The sequence below is a fragment of the Halalkalibacter suaedae genome (assembly GCF_017939705.1).
Classification (GTDB): domain Bacteria; phylum Bacillota; class Bacilli; order Bacillales; family Bacillaceae_D; genus Halalkalibacter; species Halalkalibacter suaedae.
In genome coordinates this window covers 110846-127357 of record NZ_JAGKSQ010000003.1, presented here as the reverse complement: position 1 = coordinate 127357, position 16512 = coordinate 110846, and the positions used below count along the sequence as shown (strand labels likewise).

Annotated in this window: 17 protein-coding genes; 14 read left to right on the top strand and 3 right to left on the bottom strand. The window is 38.2% G+C overall.

Annotated elements, in window-relative coordinates; translation table 11 throughout:
* The first annotated feature begins 23 nt into the window (after positions 1-23).
* From J7W16_RS08035 to J7W16_RS07990, 10 genes are all read left to right on the top strand, one after another.
* On the top strand, positions 24-557 hold the full coding sequence (locus tag J7W16_RS08035; protein WP_210596787.1) for an NUDIX domain-containing protein: 534 nt from the start codon (positions 24-26) through the stop codon (positions 555-557).
* A gap of 5 nt (positions 558-562) precedes the next feature.
* Positions 563-1732, top strand: a complete 1170-nt coding sequence (locus J7W16_RS08030; RefSeq protein WP_210596786.1) for an endonuclease Q family protein — start codon at positions 563-565, stop codon at positions 1730-1732.
* Positions 1733-1800: 68 nt separating this feature from the next.
* Complete coding sequence (spoIIM, locus tag J7W16_RS08025) at positions 1801-2439, top strand: stage II sporulation protein M (RefSeq protein WP_210596785.1); 639 nt, start codon at positions 1801-1803, stop codon at positions 2437-2439.
* 121 nt (positions 2440-2560) lie between these two features.
* Entirely contained in the window at positions 2561-3034 is a 474-nt protein-coding gene (gene fur, locus J7W16_RS08020; protein WP_210596784.1) for a ferric iron uptake transcriptional regulator, read from the top strand.
* Between the two features lie 218 nt (positions 3035-3252).
* Positions 3253-3486: a YqzK family protein gene (locus tag J7W16_RS08015; protein ID WP_210596783.1), complete on the top strand. Its 234-nt coding sequence runs from the start codon at positions 3253-3255 to the stop codon at positions 3484-3486.
* Positions 3487-3512: 26 nt separating this feature from the next.
* A complete protein-coding gene (gene xerD, locus J7W16_RS08010; RefSeq protein ID WP_210596782.1) occupies positions 3513-4403 on the top strand; it encodes a site-specific tyrosine recombinase XerD in 891 nt (296 codons plus the stop codon).
* A gap of 109 nt (positions 4404-4512) precedes the next feature.
* Positions 4513-5694: a phosphopentomutase gene (gene deoB, locus J7W16_RS08005; RefSeq protein WP_210596781.1), complete on the top strand. Its 1182-nt coding sequence runs from the start codon at positions 4513-4515 to the stop codon at positions 5692-5694.
* Between the two features lie 13 nt (positions 5695-5707).
* Positions 5708-6523 carry a purine-nucleoside phosphorylase gene (locus J7W16_RS08000; protein ID WP_210596780.1) on the top strand — a complete coding sequence of 272 codons (816 nt, stop codon included), beginning with the start codon at positions 5708-5710 and terminating at the stop codon, positions 6521-6523.
* A 21-nt stretch (positions 6524-6544) separates the two neighbouring features.
* Positions 6545-7372: a purine-nucleoside phosphorylase gene (locus J7W16_RS07995; RefSeq protein WP_210596779.1), complete on the top strand. Its 828-nt coding sequence runs from the start codon at positions 6545-6547 to the stop codon at positions 7370-7372.
* Positions 7373-7390: 18 nt separating this feature from the next.
* Positions 7391-8692 carry a pyrimidine-nucleoside phosphorylase gene (locus tag J7W16_RS07990; RefSeq protein ID WP_210596778.1) on the top strand — a complete coding sequence of 434 codons (1302 nt, stop codon included), beginning with the start codon at positions 7391-7393 and terminating at the stop codon, positions 8690-8692.
* 60 nt (positions 8693-8752) lie between these two features.
* Here the strand turns inward: J7W16_RS07990 and J7W16_RS07985 are convergent, their stop codons facing one another.
* The 3 genes from J7W16_RS07985 to J7W16_RS07975 form a co-directional block, all read right to left on the bottom strand.
* Positions 8753-10117 carry an HD domain-containing phosphohydrolase gene (locus tag J7W16_RS07985; RefSeq protein WP_210596777.1) on the bottom strand — a complete coding sequence of 455 codons (1365 nt, stop codon included), beginning with the start codon at positions 10115-10117 and terminating at the stop codon, positions 8753-8755.
* 184 nt (positions 10118-10301) lie between these two features.
* Positions 10302-10679 carry a Na-translocating system protein MpsC family protein gene (locus tag J7W16_RS07980; protein ID WP_210596776.1) on the bottom strand — a complete coding sequence of 126 codons (378 nt, stop codon included), beginning with the start codon at positions 10677-10679 and terminating at the stop codon, positions 10302-10304.
* Positions 10680-10840: 161 nt separating this feature from the next.
* Positions 10841-14086: a hypothetical protein gene (locus J7W16_RS07975; protein WP_210596775.1), complete on the bottom strand. Its 3246-nt coding sequence runs from the start codon at positions 14084-14086 to the stop codon at positions 10841-10843.
* Between the two features lie 187 nt (positions 14087-14273).
* On the opposite strand from J7W16_RS07975, the gene J7W16_RS07970 reads away from it, so the two are divergent.
* From J7W16_RS07970 to J7W16_RS07955, 4 genes are all read left to right on the top strand, one after another.
* Positions 14274-14474, top strand: a complete 201-nt coding sequence (locus J7W16_RS07970; protein ID WP_210596774.1) for a hypothetical protein — start codon at positions 14274-14276, stop codon at positions 14472-14474.
* Positions 14475-14544: 70 nt separating this feature from the next.
* A complete protein-coding gene (locus tag J7W16_RS07965; protein ID WP_210596773.1) occupies positions 14545-14901 on the top strand; it encodes a nucleotide excision repair endonuclease in 357 nt (118 codons plus the stop codon).
* 173 nt (positions 14902-15074) lie between these two features.
* The gene (gene htpX / locus J7W16_RS07960) at positions 15075-15989 is read left to right on the top strand and encodes a protease HtpX (protein ID WP_210596772.1); all 915 of its coding nucleotides are present in this window, start codon (positions 15075-15077) and stop codon (positions 15987-15989) included.
* A gap of 218 nt (positions 15990-16207) precedes the next feature.
* Positions 16208-16408: a cold-shock protein gene (locus J7W16_RS07955; protein WP_045477981.1), complete on the top strand. Its 201-nt coding sequence runs from the start codon at positions 16208-16210 to the stop codon at positions 16406-16408.
* The last annotated feature ends 104 nt before the right edge of the window (positions 16409-16512 follow it).

Below are 16512 nucleotides of genomic sequence, written 5' to 3'. Positions count from 1 at the left end.
ATAAAAAGAACCGGGGGAATTTGATGGATCATTTATTCGAAAAGACCACGAAGTCAACGGAAATTTATAAAGGGAAGATCATTGATCTACATCTTGAAGAGGTTGAGCTTCCAAATGGGAAGACAAGTACCCGTGAAATTGTTACACATCCAGGTGCTGTAGCGGTTGTGCCAATTACTAAAGAAGGAAAGATTGTTTTAGTTCGACAGTACCGAAAGGCATTAAAGAAAGTGATTGTCGAAATTCCAGCAGGTAAGCTTGACGAGAACGAAGAACCAGAGAAGGCTGCCAAAAGAGAATTAGAAGAAGAAACGGGATATTTAGCTAAAGAGCTGAAGTTTCTGGCGTCCTTCTATACATCACCTGGTTTTGCAGATGAAATCATTTATCTATATGCTGCCGACAAGCTAGAAAAAGGATACGCGAATACAGATGAAGATGAATTTTTAGATGTGTTGGAGGTTACTATAGAAGAGGCAGAGGTTATGGTAAAAGAAGAATTGATTCACGATGCCAAAACGATGTATGCGATCCAATATCTGAAGCTTACTAAATAGAGAGGATGACTTGTTTGCACTCATATGTGACGGATCTCCATATACATATAGGACGTACTCGTTCAGGGGCAGCGGTAAAAATTACAGCTGCTCCTTCTTTAACATTGGAGAATATTATTAACTACGCAGAAAATATAAAAGGCATAGACATTATTGGCGTGATTGATTGTCATGTGAAGGAAACCTTAGAGGAGATCAAAGAATATCTTGCAGATGGTGAAGCGTATGAAAGGAAAGACGGTGGCGTCCAATTTAGGAGGGTCACTCTCTTTCTTGGAACAGAAATTGAAATCTATGATGAAAATTGTCATGGACCCATTCATGTCCTGGTTTTTATGCCGACAATTGAAGCGATGGAATTGTTTAGTGCATGGATGTCTGTACGAATGAAAAACCCGACCCTTAGTTCACAAAGATTGTATGAGAATGGAAATAACCTTCAGAAGAAAGTGAAAGAATTGAATGGGTTATTTATCCCTGCTCATATTTTTACCCCTTTTAAAAGTTTATTTGGTAAAGGTGTAAAAAGTAGTCTAACGGAAGTATTTGATCCGAGCATGATTGATGCGGTCGAGCTTGGGCTAAGTAGTGACACATCTATGGCTCAAATTGTTACTGAACTCGAATCTTACCCTTTTCTAACTAATTCTGATGCCCATTCCCTTGAAAAGATGGGAAGGGAGTATCAATTTCTTCGTTTAGATGAACCGAGTTTTGATGAATTTCGGTTAGCACTTAAGGGAATTGGTGGAAGAGAGGTCGAAACGAACTTTGGGCTACATCCACTACTTGGCAAATACTATCAATCAATTTGTGCCGACTGCCAGAGCAAGATCACTAAAGGTGCTTGTGAAGCCTGTCAATCGACAAAGCTCATTAAAGGTGTCTCGGAACGAATCCTTGAACTACCATTACATACACCAGTAAGGAAGAGACCACCCTATATTCATCAAATTCCACTAGAGTTTATTCCGAAACTAGGCAAGAAAACGCTAGAAAAGCTTCGCAGTCATTTCCAAACAGATATGAATATTATTCATAGTGCAACAGAAGAAGAACTGAGTAAGGTTGTCTCACCTCAGATTGTTCGTGCGATCTTCTCAGCTAGAAAAGGTGAATTATCTATCAAAACAGGTGGAGGAGGAGTGTACGGAAAAATAATAGAAAAGAATTAATAGAGATTGTCATAGAATCACCTATTGGCTCATAGAGTGAAGTAAGAGTTAATAAGGAGGGTTCGGCAATGAAGTACGGAATAAGAGAAATGATAGGGAATCATTTAGAAGAAAACCGGACGATCTATGTATTCACAACTGTGTTATTTCTTATTGGAATTGTCTTTGGTGCTATAGTTGTTAACAGCTTAAGTTTGACACAAAAGCATGACTTATATATGTACGTTAGTCAATTTTTTGGACATGTTAATGAGGGAGAATTAGCTCAACCCTCGGTCATTTTCACACAGAGCTATGCCCATTATGCCAAATATTTTGGCTTAATGTGGATCCTTGGTTTATCCATTATTGGTCTTCCAATTATACTTATTCTATTATTTCTAAAAGGTGTAGTCGTTGGATTTACAGTTGGATTTTTAGTAAATCAATTAGGTATGTCGGGTTTCTTCTTGTCCTTTGTATCAATTATGCCACAGAACTTCATCCTTGTTCCTGCTTTCGTTATTGTTGGAACAGCAAGTATTTCATTTTGTTTGAAGATGGTTCGACAACAATTTGTTAAGAGAACGAATATACCCATTTTCCCACAATTTCTTAAATACACAGTCTTAATTCTCTGTGTTAGTGCAGCACTTGCCTTTGCATCTGCTTTTGAGGCATATGTCTCTCCAATTTTAATGCGTTTTGTAATAACTAATACTTTTTAATAATTATTATAAACTAAAAATTATTTTAAGGTGATAAAGAATAATCATTATCGATTGACACTGTTTTTTTGAGTGATTATAATATAAGGAGGTTATAGTGGGCTGAGAGGAGGCTAAATAGATGGAGAAAAGACTTGAGCGAATAAAAAAACATCTGCACTCACAAAGCTATAAGTTAACTCCTCAACGGGAAGCAACTGTTAGAGTGTTGCTTGAGAATGAAGAGGATCATTTAAGTGCGGAGGATGTTTACCTCCTCGTTAAAGATAAAGCACCTGAAATTGGACTAGCTACTGTGTATAGAACACTTGAACTTCTAGCAGAATTAAAAATTGTAGATAAAATTAATTTTGGAGATGGTGTTTCTCGTTTTGATTTAAGACAAGAGGGTGCTGCACATTTTCATCATCATCTTGTTTGTATCGAATGCGGGGCAGTTGATGAAATTCAAGAAGATTTACTTGGAGACGTAGAAGAAATTGTTGAACGTGACTGGAATTTCAAAATAAAGGATCATAGGTTAACTTTCCATGGCATTTGCCATCGCTGTCACGTAGTTGAAGAGGAACCAGCTTCTGATAATGATACGGAATAATTCAATTATGTGATACTAAACATTAAAAGAACATTTCAAAAGGGCTGTGAACTTTTGAAATGTTCTTTTTGATTAAAGGAGAAGCTTGAGAGCTATTAAGTATATGTTCAGTATGCGTAAGTAAATAAGATGATTAAAGTGATTCATAGGTATAATAGTAGATGTTTTTGGCATAGCTTGTAACAAAGGACTTGAAATTAGTGGGGGGATGATTCCACATGAGATCATGGTTACAAGCAGTTGGACAGACAGTAAAGGTATTTCTTCTTTTTATGGGATGCACACTTCTATTCTATTATGGTATTCTATGGGTAAGCCAAGAATATGAAAGTTATCATCGTTATGATGAGCCTCAAGGTAAAGCGATTAAAGTCTCTCAAATGGAGGGAAGTGGACCGGACTCACCCACTTTTTTAGATCGTTTAATGCTCTTTTATCAAGAAGGTGAATGATAATGGTGCTTTAGGAGCGATGCTAGATGGAGAACGAAATAGCTCAGTTTCTGCATTACATACAGGTAGAGAGAGGGTATGCCGATAACACCATTCTTTCCTACCGACGAGATCTAAATCAGTATTATCTCCACTTACATCAAGTGGAAAAGATTATGACTTTTGATCAAGTTGATAGACAGCATATCGTTTATTACTTGCATACTCTCAAGGAACAAGGAAGAGCAGAAACAACGATTGCAAGAGCCATTGCATCAATACGTGCCTTTCACCAATTTGCCTTACGTGAAAGGCTTGCAGAACGTGACCCATCTGTGCATTTAGATATTCCAAAACCAACGAAACGTTTACCAAAGGTGCTATCAACAGTTGAAGTGGAATCACTACTTGAAGCTCCTTCTGGAGATGATCCTTTCTCTATTCGTAATCGAGCACTTCTAGAAACTTTATATGCAACAGGGATGCGGGTGTCTGAGCTAATTCAGTTAACTGTAACAAATACTCATTTATCAATGGGATTTGTTCGTTGTATTGGAAAAGGGAATAAAGAGAGAATTATCCCACTAGGTGGTGCAGCAACTAGAGCTCTTAAATTGTACTTTGAGGAAAGCCGTCTTATCCTAATGAAAGACAAGCAGCATGATTATGTGTTTGTTAACTTACATGGAAATCCGTTGACACGTCAAGGTTTTTGGAAGATTCTAAAACAATTAACGGAAAAGGCGAACATTGAAAAGGAACTAACACCTCACACGTTAAGGCATTCATTTGCTACTCATCTATTAGAAAATGGGGCTGATTTAAGAGCTGTTCAGGAAATGCTTGGACATGCTGATATTTCTACAACCCAAATCTATACCCATGTAACGAAAACAAGAATGAAAGATGTCTATGTCAAGTATCATCCAAGGGCATAGTCTTTTATTTAAGATGAGAGGTCAGACTTCCGACAACGACTGATTTATCGTTTTATGGCAGAAATAGGGTATGATAAATGAGGTAGAGATTATTAAAGGAGGGACTTAGTTGTCTAGTTACAAATACAAACGGATTTTTTTGATTGTACTCGATTCAGTTGGTATAGGAGAAGCACCTGATGCCAAGGAGTTTGGGGATGAAGGCTCTGATACATTAGGGCACATTGCCGAAACAATGAATGGACTACAAATGCCTAACATGGCTAAGCTCGGTTTAAGTCATATAAAGGAAATTCAAGGGATTGAAAAGCATGAAACACCACTTGCCAATTATGGAATGATGCAAGAAGCATCTAGTGGGAAGGATACGATGACAGGTCATTGGGAAATTATGGGATTACATATAACCGAGCCATTTCGAGTGTTTCCAGAAGGCTTCCCACCAGAGCTTGTTGAAGTACTTGAAACGCAATGGGGAAGAAAAATGATTGGAAACAAAGTTGCATCAGGTACTGAGATTCTTGATGAATTAGCGGAGGAGCATGTAAAAACAGGAGATGTAATTGTCTATACTTCTGCAGATTCAGTTCTACAAATAGCAGCACATGAGGATATTGTTCCACTTGAAGAATTATATGATATGTGTGAAAAGGCTCGTCGTATTACATTGGATCCAAAGTATATGGTAGGTCGGATTATTGCCAGACCGTTTATTGGACAAAATGGTCAATGGGAGCGAACACCGAATCGTCATGATTACGCACTTAAGCCATTTGAACGTACGGTGATGAATGAACTTGCTGACGGTGGATATGATTCCATTGCTTTAGGAAAGATTTCAGACATTTATGATGGTGAAGGAATTACAGAAGCGATTCGAACAATTTCAAATGATGATGGAATGGAAAAGCTTGTTCAATCAATGGATCAATCCTTTACAGGTCTAAGTTTTCTCAACCTCGTTGACTTTGATGCGAAATATGGACATCGTCGGGATCCGAAGGGATACGGGGAAGCATTAGAGCAATTTGATCGACAGCTTGCTGAAGTGTTAGAAAAGCTAAACGATGATGATTTATTAATGATAACGGCAGACCATGGGAATGATCCAACTCATCCAGGAACTGACCATACTCGTGAATTTGTACCGTTATTAGTTTATTCGAAATCACAGACTGAGGCTAAAGATCTTGGTGTTCGTCAAACCTTTGCAGATGTTGGAGCAACGATTGCGGATAATTTTAATGTTAGAATGCCAAATAGTGGAACGAGTTTCTTAAAAGAAATTTAGGAGGATTTAGTTAATGCAGACACAGAATATTACAGAAGCAGCAAATTACTTACGAGCAAAGGTGACGAGTGAGCCTTCTATTGGACTCATTTTAGGTTCGGGTCTTGGGGTATTAGCTGATGAAATTGAGAATCCAGTAAAGGTACCTTATCATGAAATTCCTCATTTTCCTGTCTCTACTGTTTCAGGTCATGCAGGACAGTTAGTTTTTGGAACATTGGAAGGAAAACAAGTTGTCGCAATGCAAGGACGTTTTCATTTTTATGAGGGGTATTCAATGGATGTTGTTACAATGCCTGTTCGTGTGATGAAGGAGCTTGGAGTGGAGCAGCTCATTGTCACAAATGCTGCTGGTGGTGTTAATGAATCATACGAAGCTGGTAATTTAATGATTATCAAAGATCAAATTAATAATATGAGTCAGAATCCACTTATTGGACCAAATGATGAAGCAACAGGAGTTAGATTTCCTGATATGTCTAATGCGTACTCAGTGAGATTACGAAAAATTGCAGCTGAACAGGCAGAGAAATTGAACCTTACTATTCAAGAAGGGGTTTACGTTGGTAATACAGGACCTACATATGAAACTCCTGCAGAAGTTCGCATGATCCGTAAATTAGGCGGGGATGCCGTTGGGATGTCAACAGTGCCTGAAGTTATTGTGGCACGCCATGCAGGACTTGAGGTTGCTGGTATTACTTGTATTTCTAATATGGCAGCAGGTATTTTGCCACAACCATTAACACATGATGAAGTTATTGAAACAACGGAAAGAGTAAAATCTGACTTTCTTTCACTTGTCAAAGCTATTGTTAAAACAATGTAATTATAAAGGGGCGATTTTTAAATGACAACATTATTGAACTCGATCAAAGAATCAGCTAGTTACTTAAAAGGAAAACTGAGTGTTACACCGAAAATTGGATTGATTTTAGGCTCAGGTCTTGGAGAGCTGGCTGATGAAATTACAAATGCAGTTAAGATTCCATATAGCGAGATTCCTCATTTCCCAGTATCAACCGTTGAAGGACATGCAGGACAACTTGTAGTCGGTTCACTTCAAGGTCAAGATGTTATTGCAATGCAAGGACGCTTTCATTATTATGAGGGCTATTCTATGCAGGAGGTCACATTCCCAGTTCGTGTCATGAAGGAACTTGGTGTCGATTTATTGCTAGTAACGAATGCGTGTGGTGGAATGAACAAAGCGTTTGCTCCAGGAGATCTTATGATCATTAGCGATCATCTTAATATGACTGGCGACAATCCTCTTATTGGTCAAAATCATGAGGAGCTTGGTCCGCGTTTCCCGGATATGAGTCACGCTTATACACCAGAGCTTGTTACATTTGTCGAAGAGACAGCTTCTAAACTTGAAATTAACATCCAAAAAGGTGTCTATGCTGGTGTAACTGGACCAACGTATATGAGTGGTGCCGAGTTAATTATGCTTCGAAACCTCGGTGGTGATGTTGTAGGGATGTCTACGGTGCCTGAGGTCATTGTCGCTCGCCATGCAAATATGAAGGTTATTGGAATCTCTTGCATCACAGATATGGCAATTGGTGAAGAGATTCAAGGAATTACACATGCAGAAGTAGTTGAAGTGGCAAATCGTACGAAGCCGAAGTTTATTAAGTTAGTGAAAGAGATCGTTTCAACTGTAAAGCTTTAAGAAGAGGAGATGAAGCCGGTGCGGATGGTTGATGTAATTGAGAAGAAAAGAAACGGTAAGGAATTAACAAATGAAGAGATACGTTTCGCTGTTAATGGCTATACACAAGGAGAGATTCCGGATTATCAAATGTCAGCATTAGCAATGGCTATTTTTTTCCAAGACATGACTACCGCTGAGCGGGCAGAGCTTACGATGGCTATGGTTGAGTCGGGGGATCAGATTGATTTATCGGCTGTTGAGGGAATCAAAGTTGATAAGCATTCAACTGGTGGTGTAGGAGATAAGACAACAATCGCTCTAGCACCGCTTGTTGCGGCTTTAGGAGTTCCTGTTGCTAAGATGTCAGGTCGTGGTCTAGGACATACAGGAGGCACCATTGATAAGCTTGAATCAATTCCTGGATTTACTGTCGAGATAAGCATTGATGAGTTTACAAATCTTGTTAATAAAAATAAGCTCGCGGTCGTTGGGCAAACAGGGAACTTAGCACCGGCTGATAAGAAGCTGTATGCACTCAGAGACGTTACAGCAACCGTTAATTCGATCCCATTAATTGCAAGTTCAATCATGAGTAAGAAAATAGCCTCTGGTGCAGATGCGATCGTCTTAGATGTTAAGACAGGAACAGGGGCGTTCATGAAAGAGCTTGATCAAGCGAAGGAATTAGCTGAAGCGATGGTTGGAATAGGTAAGAGTTTAGGGCGTAATACGATGGCGATTATCTCTGATATGAATCAACCACTAGGCTATACGATTGGTAATGCACTTGAGGTCAAAGAAGCGATTGACCTTCTGTATGGAAGAGGACCTGATGATTTGCGAGAGCTATGTCTGCGTCTAGGTAGTCAGATGGTCTACTTTGCAGGAAAAGCCGAGTCTATCGAAGATGCTCGAAAGAAGCTTGTGGAAGTCATCGAAAATGGAAAAGCACGCGAGACACTCAAGACGTTCATTAAGGCTCAAAATGGTGACCCTTCAATTGTCGATGAACCGGAAAAGTTAGCGAAGGCAAAGTACTTAATTGAGGTTCAAGCTAAGAGTGATGGCTTTGTCGCTGGGATAGAAGCTGATCAAATTGGAACAGCAGCAATGTTACTAGGAGCAGGACGGGCAACGAAGGATTCTGAGATTGATCTAGCAGTTGGAATGGAGTTACATAAGAAGATCGGTGATTTTGTGAAAGCTGGCGAGTCAATCGCGACACTTCATTCAAATAGAGAAGATGTTGAAGAAATTATTGAGCGTGTAAGAGATGCTTATAGGTTTTCAAAGGAAGACATAGGGGCACCCACATTAATTTATGATGAAATAAAATAAAAAAAGAGGGTGTATCAGAGGTTAGAGCTAACCATTGGTACACCCTCTTACTATTTGAGCTTAAACCTCAGTTACTTCAGCTTTCATGAATTTATTCTGTAACAAGGTTAGCAATCTAAGTAAGGCATCGTGTTCTTCCCCGGCCGATAGTTTACCGTTGTCCCATTGTTCGCTTATTTCATTTATCGTTTTGACAATAATATCAATAAAAGCACTTTCCTGTGACATACCCTGAGATAATTCATCATACAATGAGGCGGTTTCCTCGTTGTTTCCGTTTAAAAGATGTTTCAGATACAATGCCCACTCCACTTCTTGTTGTGATAGATGAGTCCCATGTTCTGCTGTAATATGATCCCATTTCAAAAATCGAGGAATGGTGACCGAAAGATTTGTAGGTAACTCAAAAGTGGAAGAGCCATCTAGCTCCTCTAAAAGAGGACGGTAGGGTTGCCTTCTATTTGATTCTTTCACCCTAGCTGTCTTGCCATTTGACAATTTAACAATCGAGTTGACTGGGTAGATGTTTAAGAGTTCAATAAAATGAATCAAATAATGCAAATCGAATTTGTGTTGCTTTTCTAACAGTAGTTGTATGGCCTTTGTTGCAGCAATTGGATTTCGATAAGGTCTTTTGAGAGTAAGAGCAGAGTAGTTATCGACGATCATTAGCATTCGAACCTTATTTGAAAGATTTTCATCACAAAGCCCCTCTGGATAACCAGATCCATCTAGACGCTCATGGTGTGATTTTGCCATTTGCTCAAAATAGTCAGGCAGGTTATGCTCCCTTACCCAATCGACTCCAAAATGTGTATGTTGTTGCATAATTTCGAATTCTGTTTTCGTCAGCTTTTCGCTTTTAACTAGCAGGTCTTTAGAAATCTGTAACTTACCAATATCATGAATTAAGCAACCTGTAGCAAATTCTTCAGCGTGTTCCATACCTAAGACGTCTGCAAGGAGTGCACCTAATAAGAAGACATCAAATGAATGATAATAGCTATATGGATCATGTTTCTTGAGTTTGTAAAGACTTGTTAGAATGAGTTGATTTGAGACAATGGTACCGAATAATTGTTCAAGCCAGAGTAACTTTTCTTCATTATGTAGTACATATCCATATCTTGATTCATTCACGACATACTTAAGACTTTCATAGAATAAGTGCTTAATATCTAGAAACTCTTTAGAAAATAAGATGGCTTCTCGCTTTTTCTTTTGTTGAGAATATAGAGGTTGTGCTTCAATTGATTCCCCTTCTTTTAGAATCCTTACTGCGGGTATTTTCCAGCGTGCAAGTAGCTTAACCGTTTCACGATCAATTTCCGTACCCGCACGTAATAGTAACGTACTTTTATTATAAATATCTTCAGAGAGAATATCTCCTTTTTTTAAGTTACCTAGAAGTTTAATAATGGCCAATCTTACACCACCTTACAAATTAAGTAGTACTATATGATTAGTAACTATTTACTATTTTAGCGAAAAAAAGCTAAAAAGCAACCACTATCGTGAAACGTTGTTTAATAGATCATAAAAAAAACCACCAATCAACAACCATCCTAAATTGAATGGACTGTTTAACATAGCGGTTCGGTTCATTTGATTAGCTATTGGTAGTATTGAAGCTTTTTTCTAGGTCCTCTCTTAATCTGAAAATAATTACCCTTTCCCCTGTTCGTGTACTTAAATCTGTATGGAAACTGATAACTTCAGCACCACATAACTCATTAATCAGCTGATTTAGTGTCTCCCGTCCTGATTCGACTAACTCAGAACGAATTTTTTTTATAGACATTCGTCCCACACTTCTTTTACTTAGTTCATACTCAGCTGGAGTTAATACACCTTTCAATGTAACAATAATCATGTCACGTACTATATCTGTTTTTACAGAAACAGAGCCTCTGCCAAGAAAATCCTTTTCCCAGTGTGTGAGAGCTTTAGAAATCTCTGCTTCAAGAGAGCCTTTTGTTTTTGCCATGTTGTAACCTCTTTCCTTATTATCAGAAGTGAGGATGGGACAAAAGTGATTTAACTAATAGAAAATCCGAATAACAATAGTTGGCGGACATAAACCGCTCCTCCCAGCCTCAAACTGATTTTGTTTTAAGATGATCTCGTATATTCATAAAAAGATAGACATTAACGAACCTCTGAGAATTTATTCTTAACAATCTCATACGATTGTTTTAAACGTTCTTCAAATAGTGGCTCGTTCCATGTTTCCCATGTATACATCTTCAACCCAGTCATCAGGCTTGATTGGATAGATGGGAAGCTACTAACTAGTTTATTATTTTGTTGGTGCACGACTGCTATAGAAATACCCTCAATCTTCTCACTACTTTTAATCCCATTCTTTTGAATATTGCCAATTACTTCACGCTGACTTGGATCCTTGAAATTCAATAGCATCCACGGAATTCTAATTTCTAGTGTATTCGTATCCTCATTATAGAAGTAATCAGCTAAAGAGTCATAGTTATTTGCTGAGGGATTAGCATTTCCAAAACGAAAAGCACCGGTTTCATAATAGCTAAATGGTATAACTTCTTGTGTGTCAGGCCTAATTAATTCACTTGAAAGTGCCAAGCGGATTGGATTGAAATTGCCGCTGTTGATACTTGGTTGCACCATGGTTTCAGTTTCAAACATATTTCGTACAATTGCATAATCATAGAAGAATGTGTCGTAATACGAATCGACGAGCAACTGTGCATCTTGGCTGCCTTGAATTTCTAGCTTGAAATCAATGCCAGTATCAATCGTAAGGGCGGCTAGAGAATCGATGGTTTCATTACCCTGCCCTTGCTTTACATCAAAGAGTACATTTGTCATCTCAGATTCAAAACGTTCTTTATTATAGGTATCATTAAAATCAACTCTTGCATAAAGATAACGCTCGTCATGATCAACAAATATACGTTGAATTAATTGACTATCATCTTGGTAAAAAGGCTCTTGCTCTGTCCAATCGTCTTGGTTACCATCGACTTTAATTTTTAATCGATCAAAGCTCATTAAACCAAATTGTTGCTCATTCGTTTGTGCATTGGACCAAAAAGGACGTCTTTGATCATTATCATACTCCATTGTGTTCCACGTCCGTTTGAACCATTCATCCTGCCATGTGAAAATTAATCCTCCAAGCATATCCTCATGAAGAATATCTTCGTATAAGTTAACAAGATATGTTCCTTGTTCTTCTTCAGTCAAAAACCCTTGATTCCAGCCAAATGGATTTACATGAGTTAATCCTCGTGAAGCAGGGAGACCAAATTCAGCGATTAAAACTGGAAGAGAATGTGCCTCTTGTAGTTCATTCAGATAACCAGCGTAATTATTTTTCTCGCCTCGATGATCAATGTATTCTGTATACTTTTCATCGATATTCAAGAAATCAGGATAGTATGGATATACATGATACGATGCAAACATTCCAACATTTGAAGCGGTAGCTTGTAATGAAAGAACATTCGGATCAATTGAAGCGAGATCCTCACTATCGCTAGGCTCAGCTGGCTGATCTAACAAATCTGTTGTTACCCAGTTTGTGAAGCTAACAGGGCTTAGCCAGTTGTACGTTTCTTTTTCGTAAATCATTAATTCATCCAATTGCCACGCAAGCCAATGTTCCATGGGTTGAGCATTATTTGTAGATATATAGGTTCCAGTGTAATCACCTAAGTCAGGGTAAGCTTTGGTCATATTGTCAACCATGAATGGGTACCACTCAATTCCTGATATCCAACCAAGCATATAGGAAGAAACATCAGAGTGATATTGACCATATGCATGTCCAGGTTGCTGTTCAATTGTTGCATTTCCATGAACGGCATCAACGATTTTCTTCATCTCAGCTTGAAATGTTTCCACTATCTCGGGCGTAAATGCATCAAGTGTTTCCTCTAAAGGCTCCTCATCGATCCAAATACCGTGAAAGAGGTATATAGGGTTTTCATGATTATCATTGTAGTTTTTCAAGGCCCGGTAAAATTCAGGAGGATGAAGAGTGTATACACGAATGGAGTTTGCATTCATCTCACCAATCTGTTCAAACCAGCGTTCGTATTCTCGTTCTGTTATTGCGGCCTCACCTGGGAAATAACCCGGTTTCCCCATGCCGAGGTTAACTCCTTTAATCGTTAACGGTACCCACTTATTGTCCTTAAACACTTCAAATGATGAATTCTGAACACGTGAAGCATAAGAAACATCATCAATTTTCGGGAATGTTCGATTATCCTGTTTGCTTTGTTCAGGTTTCGGTAATGCTAGTATCTTGTCCATCATAGGTACATAAGTTCTCCAAAAGAAACTAGCTGTATCATTAAATACTTCAAAGCTAAACCATTCTTTCCATTTGGCTACACCAGCATAGTTAGTTAGTGCTGGTACGCCTTCAATATCGACAAAATCCCCTGCAAAGTAAAAAAGATTTGATTCCTGCTTTTGATGATGTAGGACAGCAGCAAATTGTACAGGTAAGTCAGCCTCATTTAATAAGGCAGATCCTGTTTCTGTGACATCCCAATCATAATAAGCAAGCACATCCTCTTCGTCATTCGGTGTAATAATATCGAACCAATAGGAATAGGAGGGACTTTTGGTTTGGCCGGTGATTTCTTGACCTTTTTCAGTGAAACGTAAATGAATACCGTCACTGTCAATATGGCCTAATTTTTCAGATAAAACAATAATGTCTTCGGAGAGATCGTCGATCAAGATAAATCCTCCATCCTCAAACGACCAGTTCTGCTCCGCTTTTGCTTCGTATCTTTCAATCATCCATAGTGGGATTTCTTGATTATCTCTTTCAAGTGACTCGAAATAGCGACCAGTCCAGCCTGTCCAATTAATGTTCAGAAAATCTGTTACATCATCCCTAACTGATTGGGAGGTTGGAGAAGCGAACGTATTAAATTCGGCAATAAGAGTTGTAGGCTTACTAATGACATGATTTTTAATTGTTTGCCATTCTTCCTGTTCTAAACCACCATATATTAGCTCAGAGCGTTCTCCTCTTGTGGTTGTCTCAGCCCAAGGTAAGTCATTTTGATATACACCATATGTATCTGCCATATAAATGACATCAGTGTCTTCATCTAATTGATCCGGAAGTGGACGGATTTGATAATCTTCATCCTTTTCATTAGGAACAAATCCGTAATAATCTTCGCTAATATTATAGGTTTGATTATTTTCTTTTAAGTATCGGAAGTGATTTAGTAACCAGACTAAGCCATTGTGTTCTCGTTTTGAGCTTGTTGGCACTGTCTTATCTAATATTACGACATTCGTTGTCTTGATTTCTGTCAGTTGCCAAATACCAAATGGAACTAGAAAGAAAGCTATAAGAACAATAGCAATTAAGATTATTTTTTTCAAGTAACGTCACCTCGGTCTCTATTATAAGTGCGAGGAAGATAAGAGTAAAATAATTCTTTTTATCTTAGCCGTCAATAGTGGGGGTGCTTTCGGATAATTACCAGATCGTGATATGATAAGGACAGGGATTTTACTCTTATATCTGGCGATAAAAAATGAATACATAAGTAACGGAGGGGAACAAACTATGGAAGAGGCATTGAATCGTATAAAAATGCAATTAGCACAATTAGACAAAGAAAATAACTGGGGTGACTTACAAAGAGAAGAGGTCGTCGATGCTCTTATGCTAGAAGAAATTAAAGCAGCATCATATCAGTTTAGTTATGAAAAGGTTGGAAAATTGGTAGAGTTTCTACTAAAAGAGGCAGAAGAGCTTAAGGAATAGAAAGAAAATTGGTATGACGTTAATAGTTGTGGTAGTATTTAACCACAAAAGAAAGAGAGCGTGAGCGTAATTGATAAACATCACCATTCCAGCACCGACGGTTAGCATATCAAAACAGAAGAACCCTGAACAAAGTAATTTGTATGGATTTACTGAGCTACATCTTATTCCACGGGATAAGGGCGGTATTTTCATGTTCTATAACGAAAAGGACGAGCTGTTATTTGTCGGTAAGGCAAGAAAAATTCGACAAAGAGTAAAGAAACATTTTGAGGATACTGTATCTGTTATTAAAAATCATCGCAATGAAGTAGCAAGGATTGACGTTTGTGTAGTAGAGGATCCTGTTCATCGCGAAATTTACGAAACGTATATTATTAATGAGTACAAAGCTAAGTATAATGTAGATAAAGTTCTATACAAGTAAACGAACAAAAAGCACAAAAGGGAGACTTTCACCCGTTTGTGCTTTTTGTCCGTCTATTGAGTATATTTCCACTAAGCAATAGTAGAATATATACAAGGAGTGATTTGTGATCATTACTGTCACCTTGGAAAAACCGTGTTACACTATAAGATAATAGTTAATGGAGGTGCAGGATGGGTAAGAGATTTCTTCTTTTTATTTTAACCAATATTTTAGTTATGACGACGATCGTCATTGCCTGGTCACTTATTACGAGATATACCGGAATAAGTGGATCGTTTCAGACGGGTGGTCCTGGACTAGGAATTGATTATATTTCATTAATGGTATTTAGCTTGCTTGTTGGGTTTGCAGGCTCGTTCATTTCTTTAGGAATGTCACGATGGATAGCTAAGAAAATGATGAAAGTCAAAGTGTTAGATCCTAATGCTCAATTACTAGGACATGAGCGAGTAGTGGTGGAGAAGGTTCACCGCTTATCAAGAGCAGCAGGTTTAGTTCATATGCCAGAGGTTGGAATTTACCAATCTGCTGAGGTCAATGCCTTTGCAACGGGTCCTTCAAAGAAACGTTCACTTGTTGCTGTCTCTTCTGGTTTATTAAACGTAATGGATGATGATGCAATCGAAGGAGTAATTGCTCACGAGGTGGCCCACGTAGCCAATGGTGATATGGTGACAATGACCTTGTTACAAGGTGTAGTCAACACATTTGTTGTCTTCTTCTCAAGGATTGCGGCGATCATTGTTTCAAGATTCGTTCGCTCTGAAATGCAAATGATTGTCCAGTTTGCAGCAGTTATTATCTTTCAAATCTTATTCTCGATTCTAGGTAGCATCGTTGTAAGTGCCTATTCTCGCCATCGAGAATATCATGCTGATCGTGGGGGGGCTGATTTAGCTGGGCGAGATAAAATGGCACATGCCCTCAGATCATTGAAATCACATGTTGACAGGGCAAAAGTAAATGATCGAACGGATGATTCCGCAATACAAACGATGAAGATTAACGGAAAAGGTGGAATGATGAATCTTTTCTCAACACATCCAGATTTAAATGAGCGAATTGCTCGTTTGGAAAAACGTTAGGGAAAACAAGTGTCTAGATCTTTTCCAGGCACTTGTTTTTATTTTTTATAAAAAATTTTAAGATGTTATTTGCTTTAAGTGATGTTATCTGTTATTCTAAGGAAGAATTATTTTTGTTCGGTTTCAAAGAAGAAGTATTTAAACTTTTCGCCTTTGATATCATGTAGAGCAACTATAGTAATAAATCGTGGATAGAATCCACACAGGAGGAAACAAACATGCAAGAAGGTACAGTAAAATGGTTTAACGCAGAAAAAGGATTCGGTTTCATCGAGGTTGAAGGCGGAGATGACGTATTCGTACATTTCTCAGCTATCCAAGGCGAAGGATTTAAATCTCTTGATGAAGGTCAAAAAGTAACGTTTGACACTGAGCAAGGTCAACGTGGACTTCAAGCTACAAACGTAAACAAAGCATAATTTTAAAAAGAGGATCCTATTAATAGGATCCTCTTTTTGTTTTCAAAAAAAATTACTATAAAAAATAAAAAGAGACCGACTAAAACAGGGTTGCCTTTTGCATC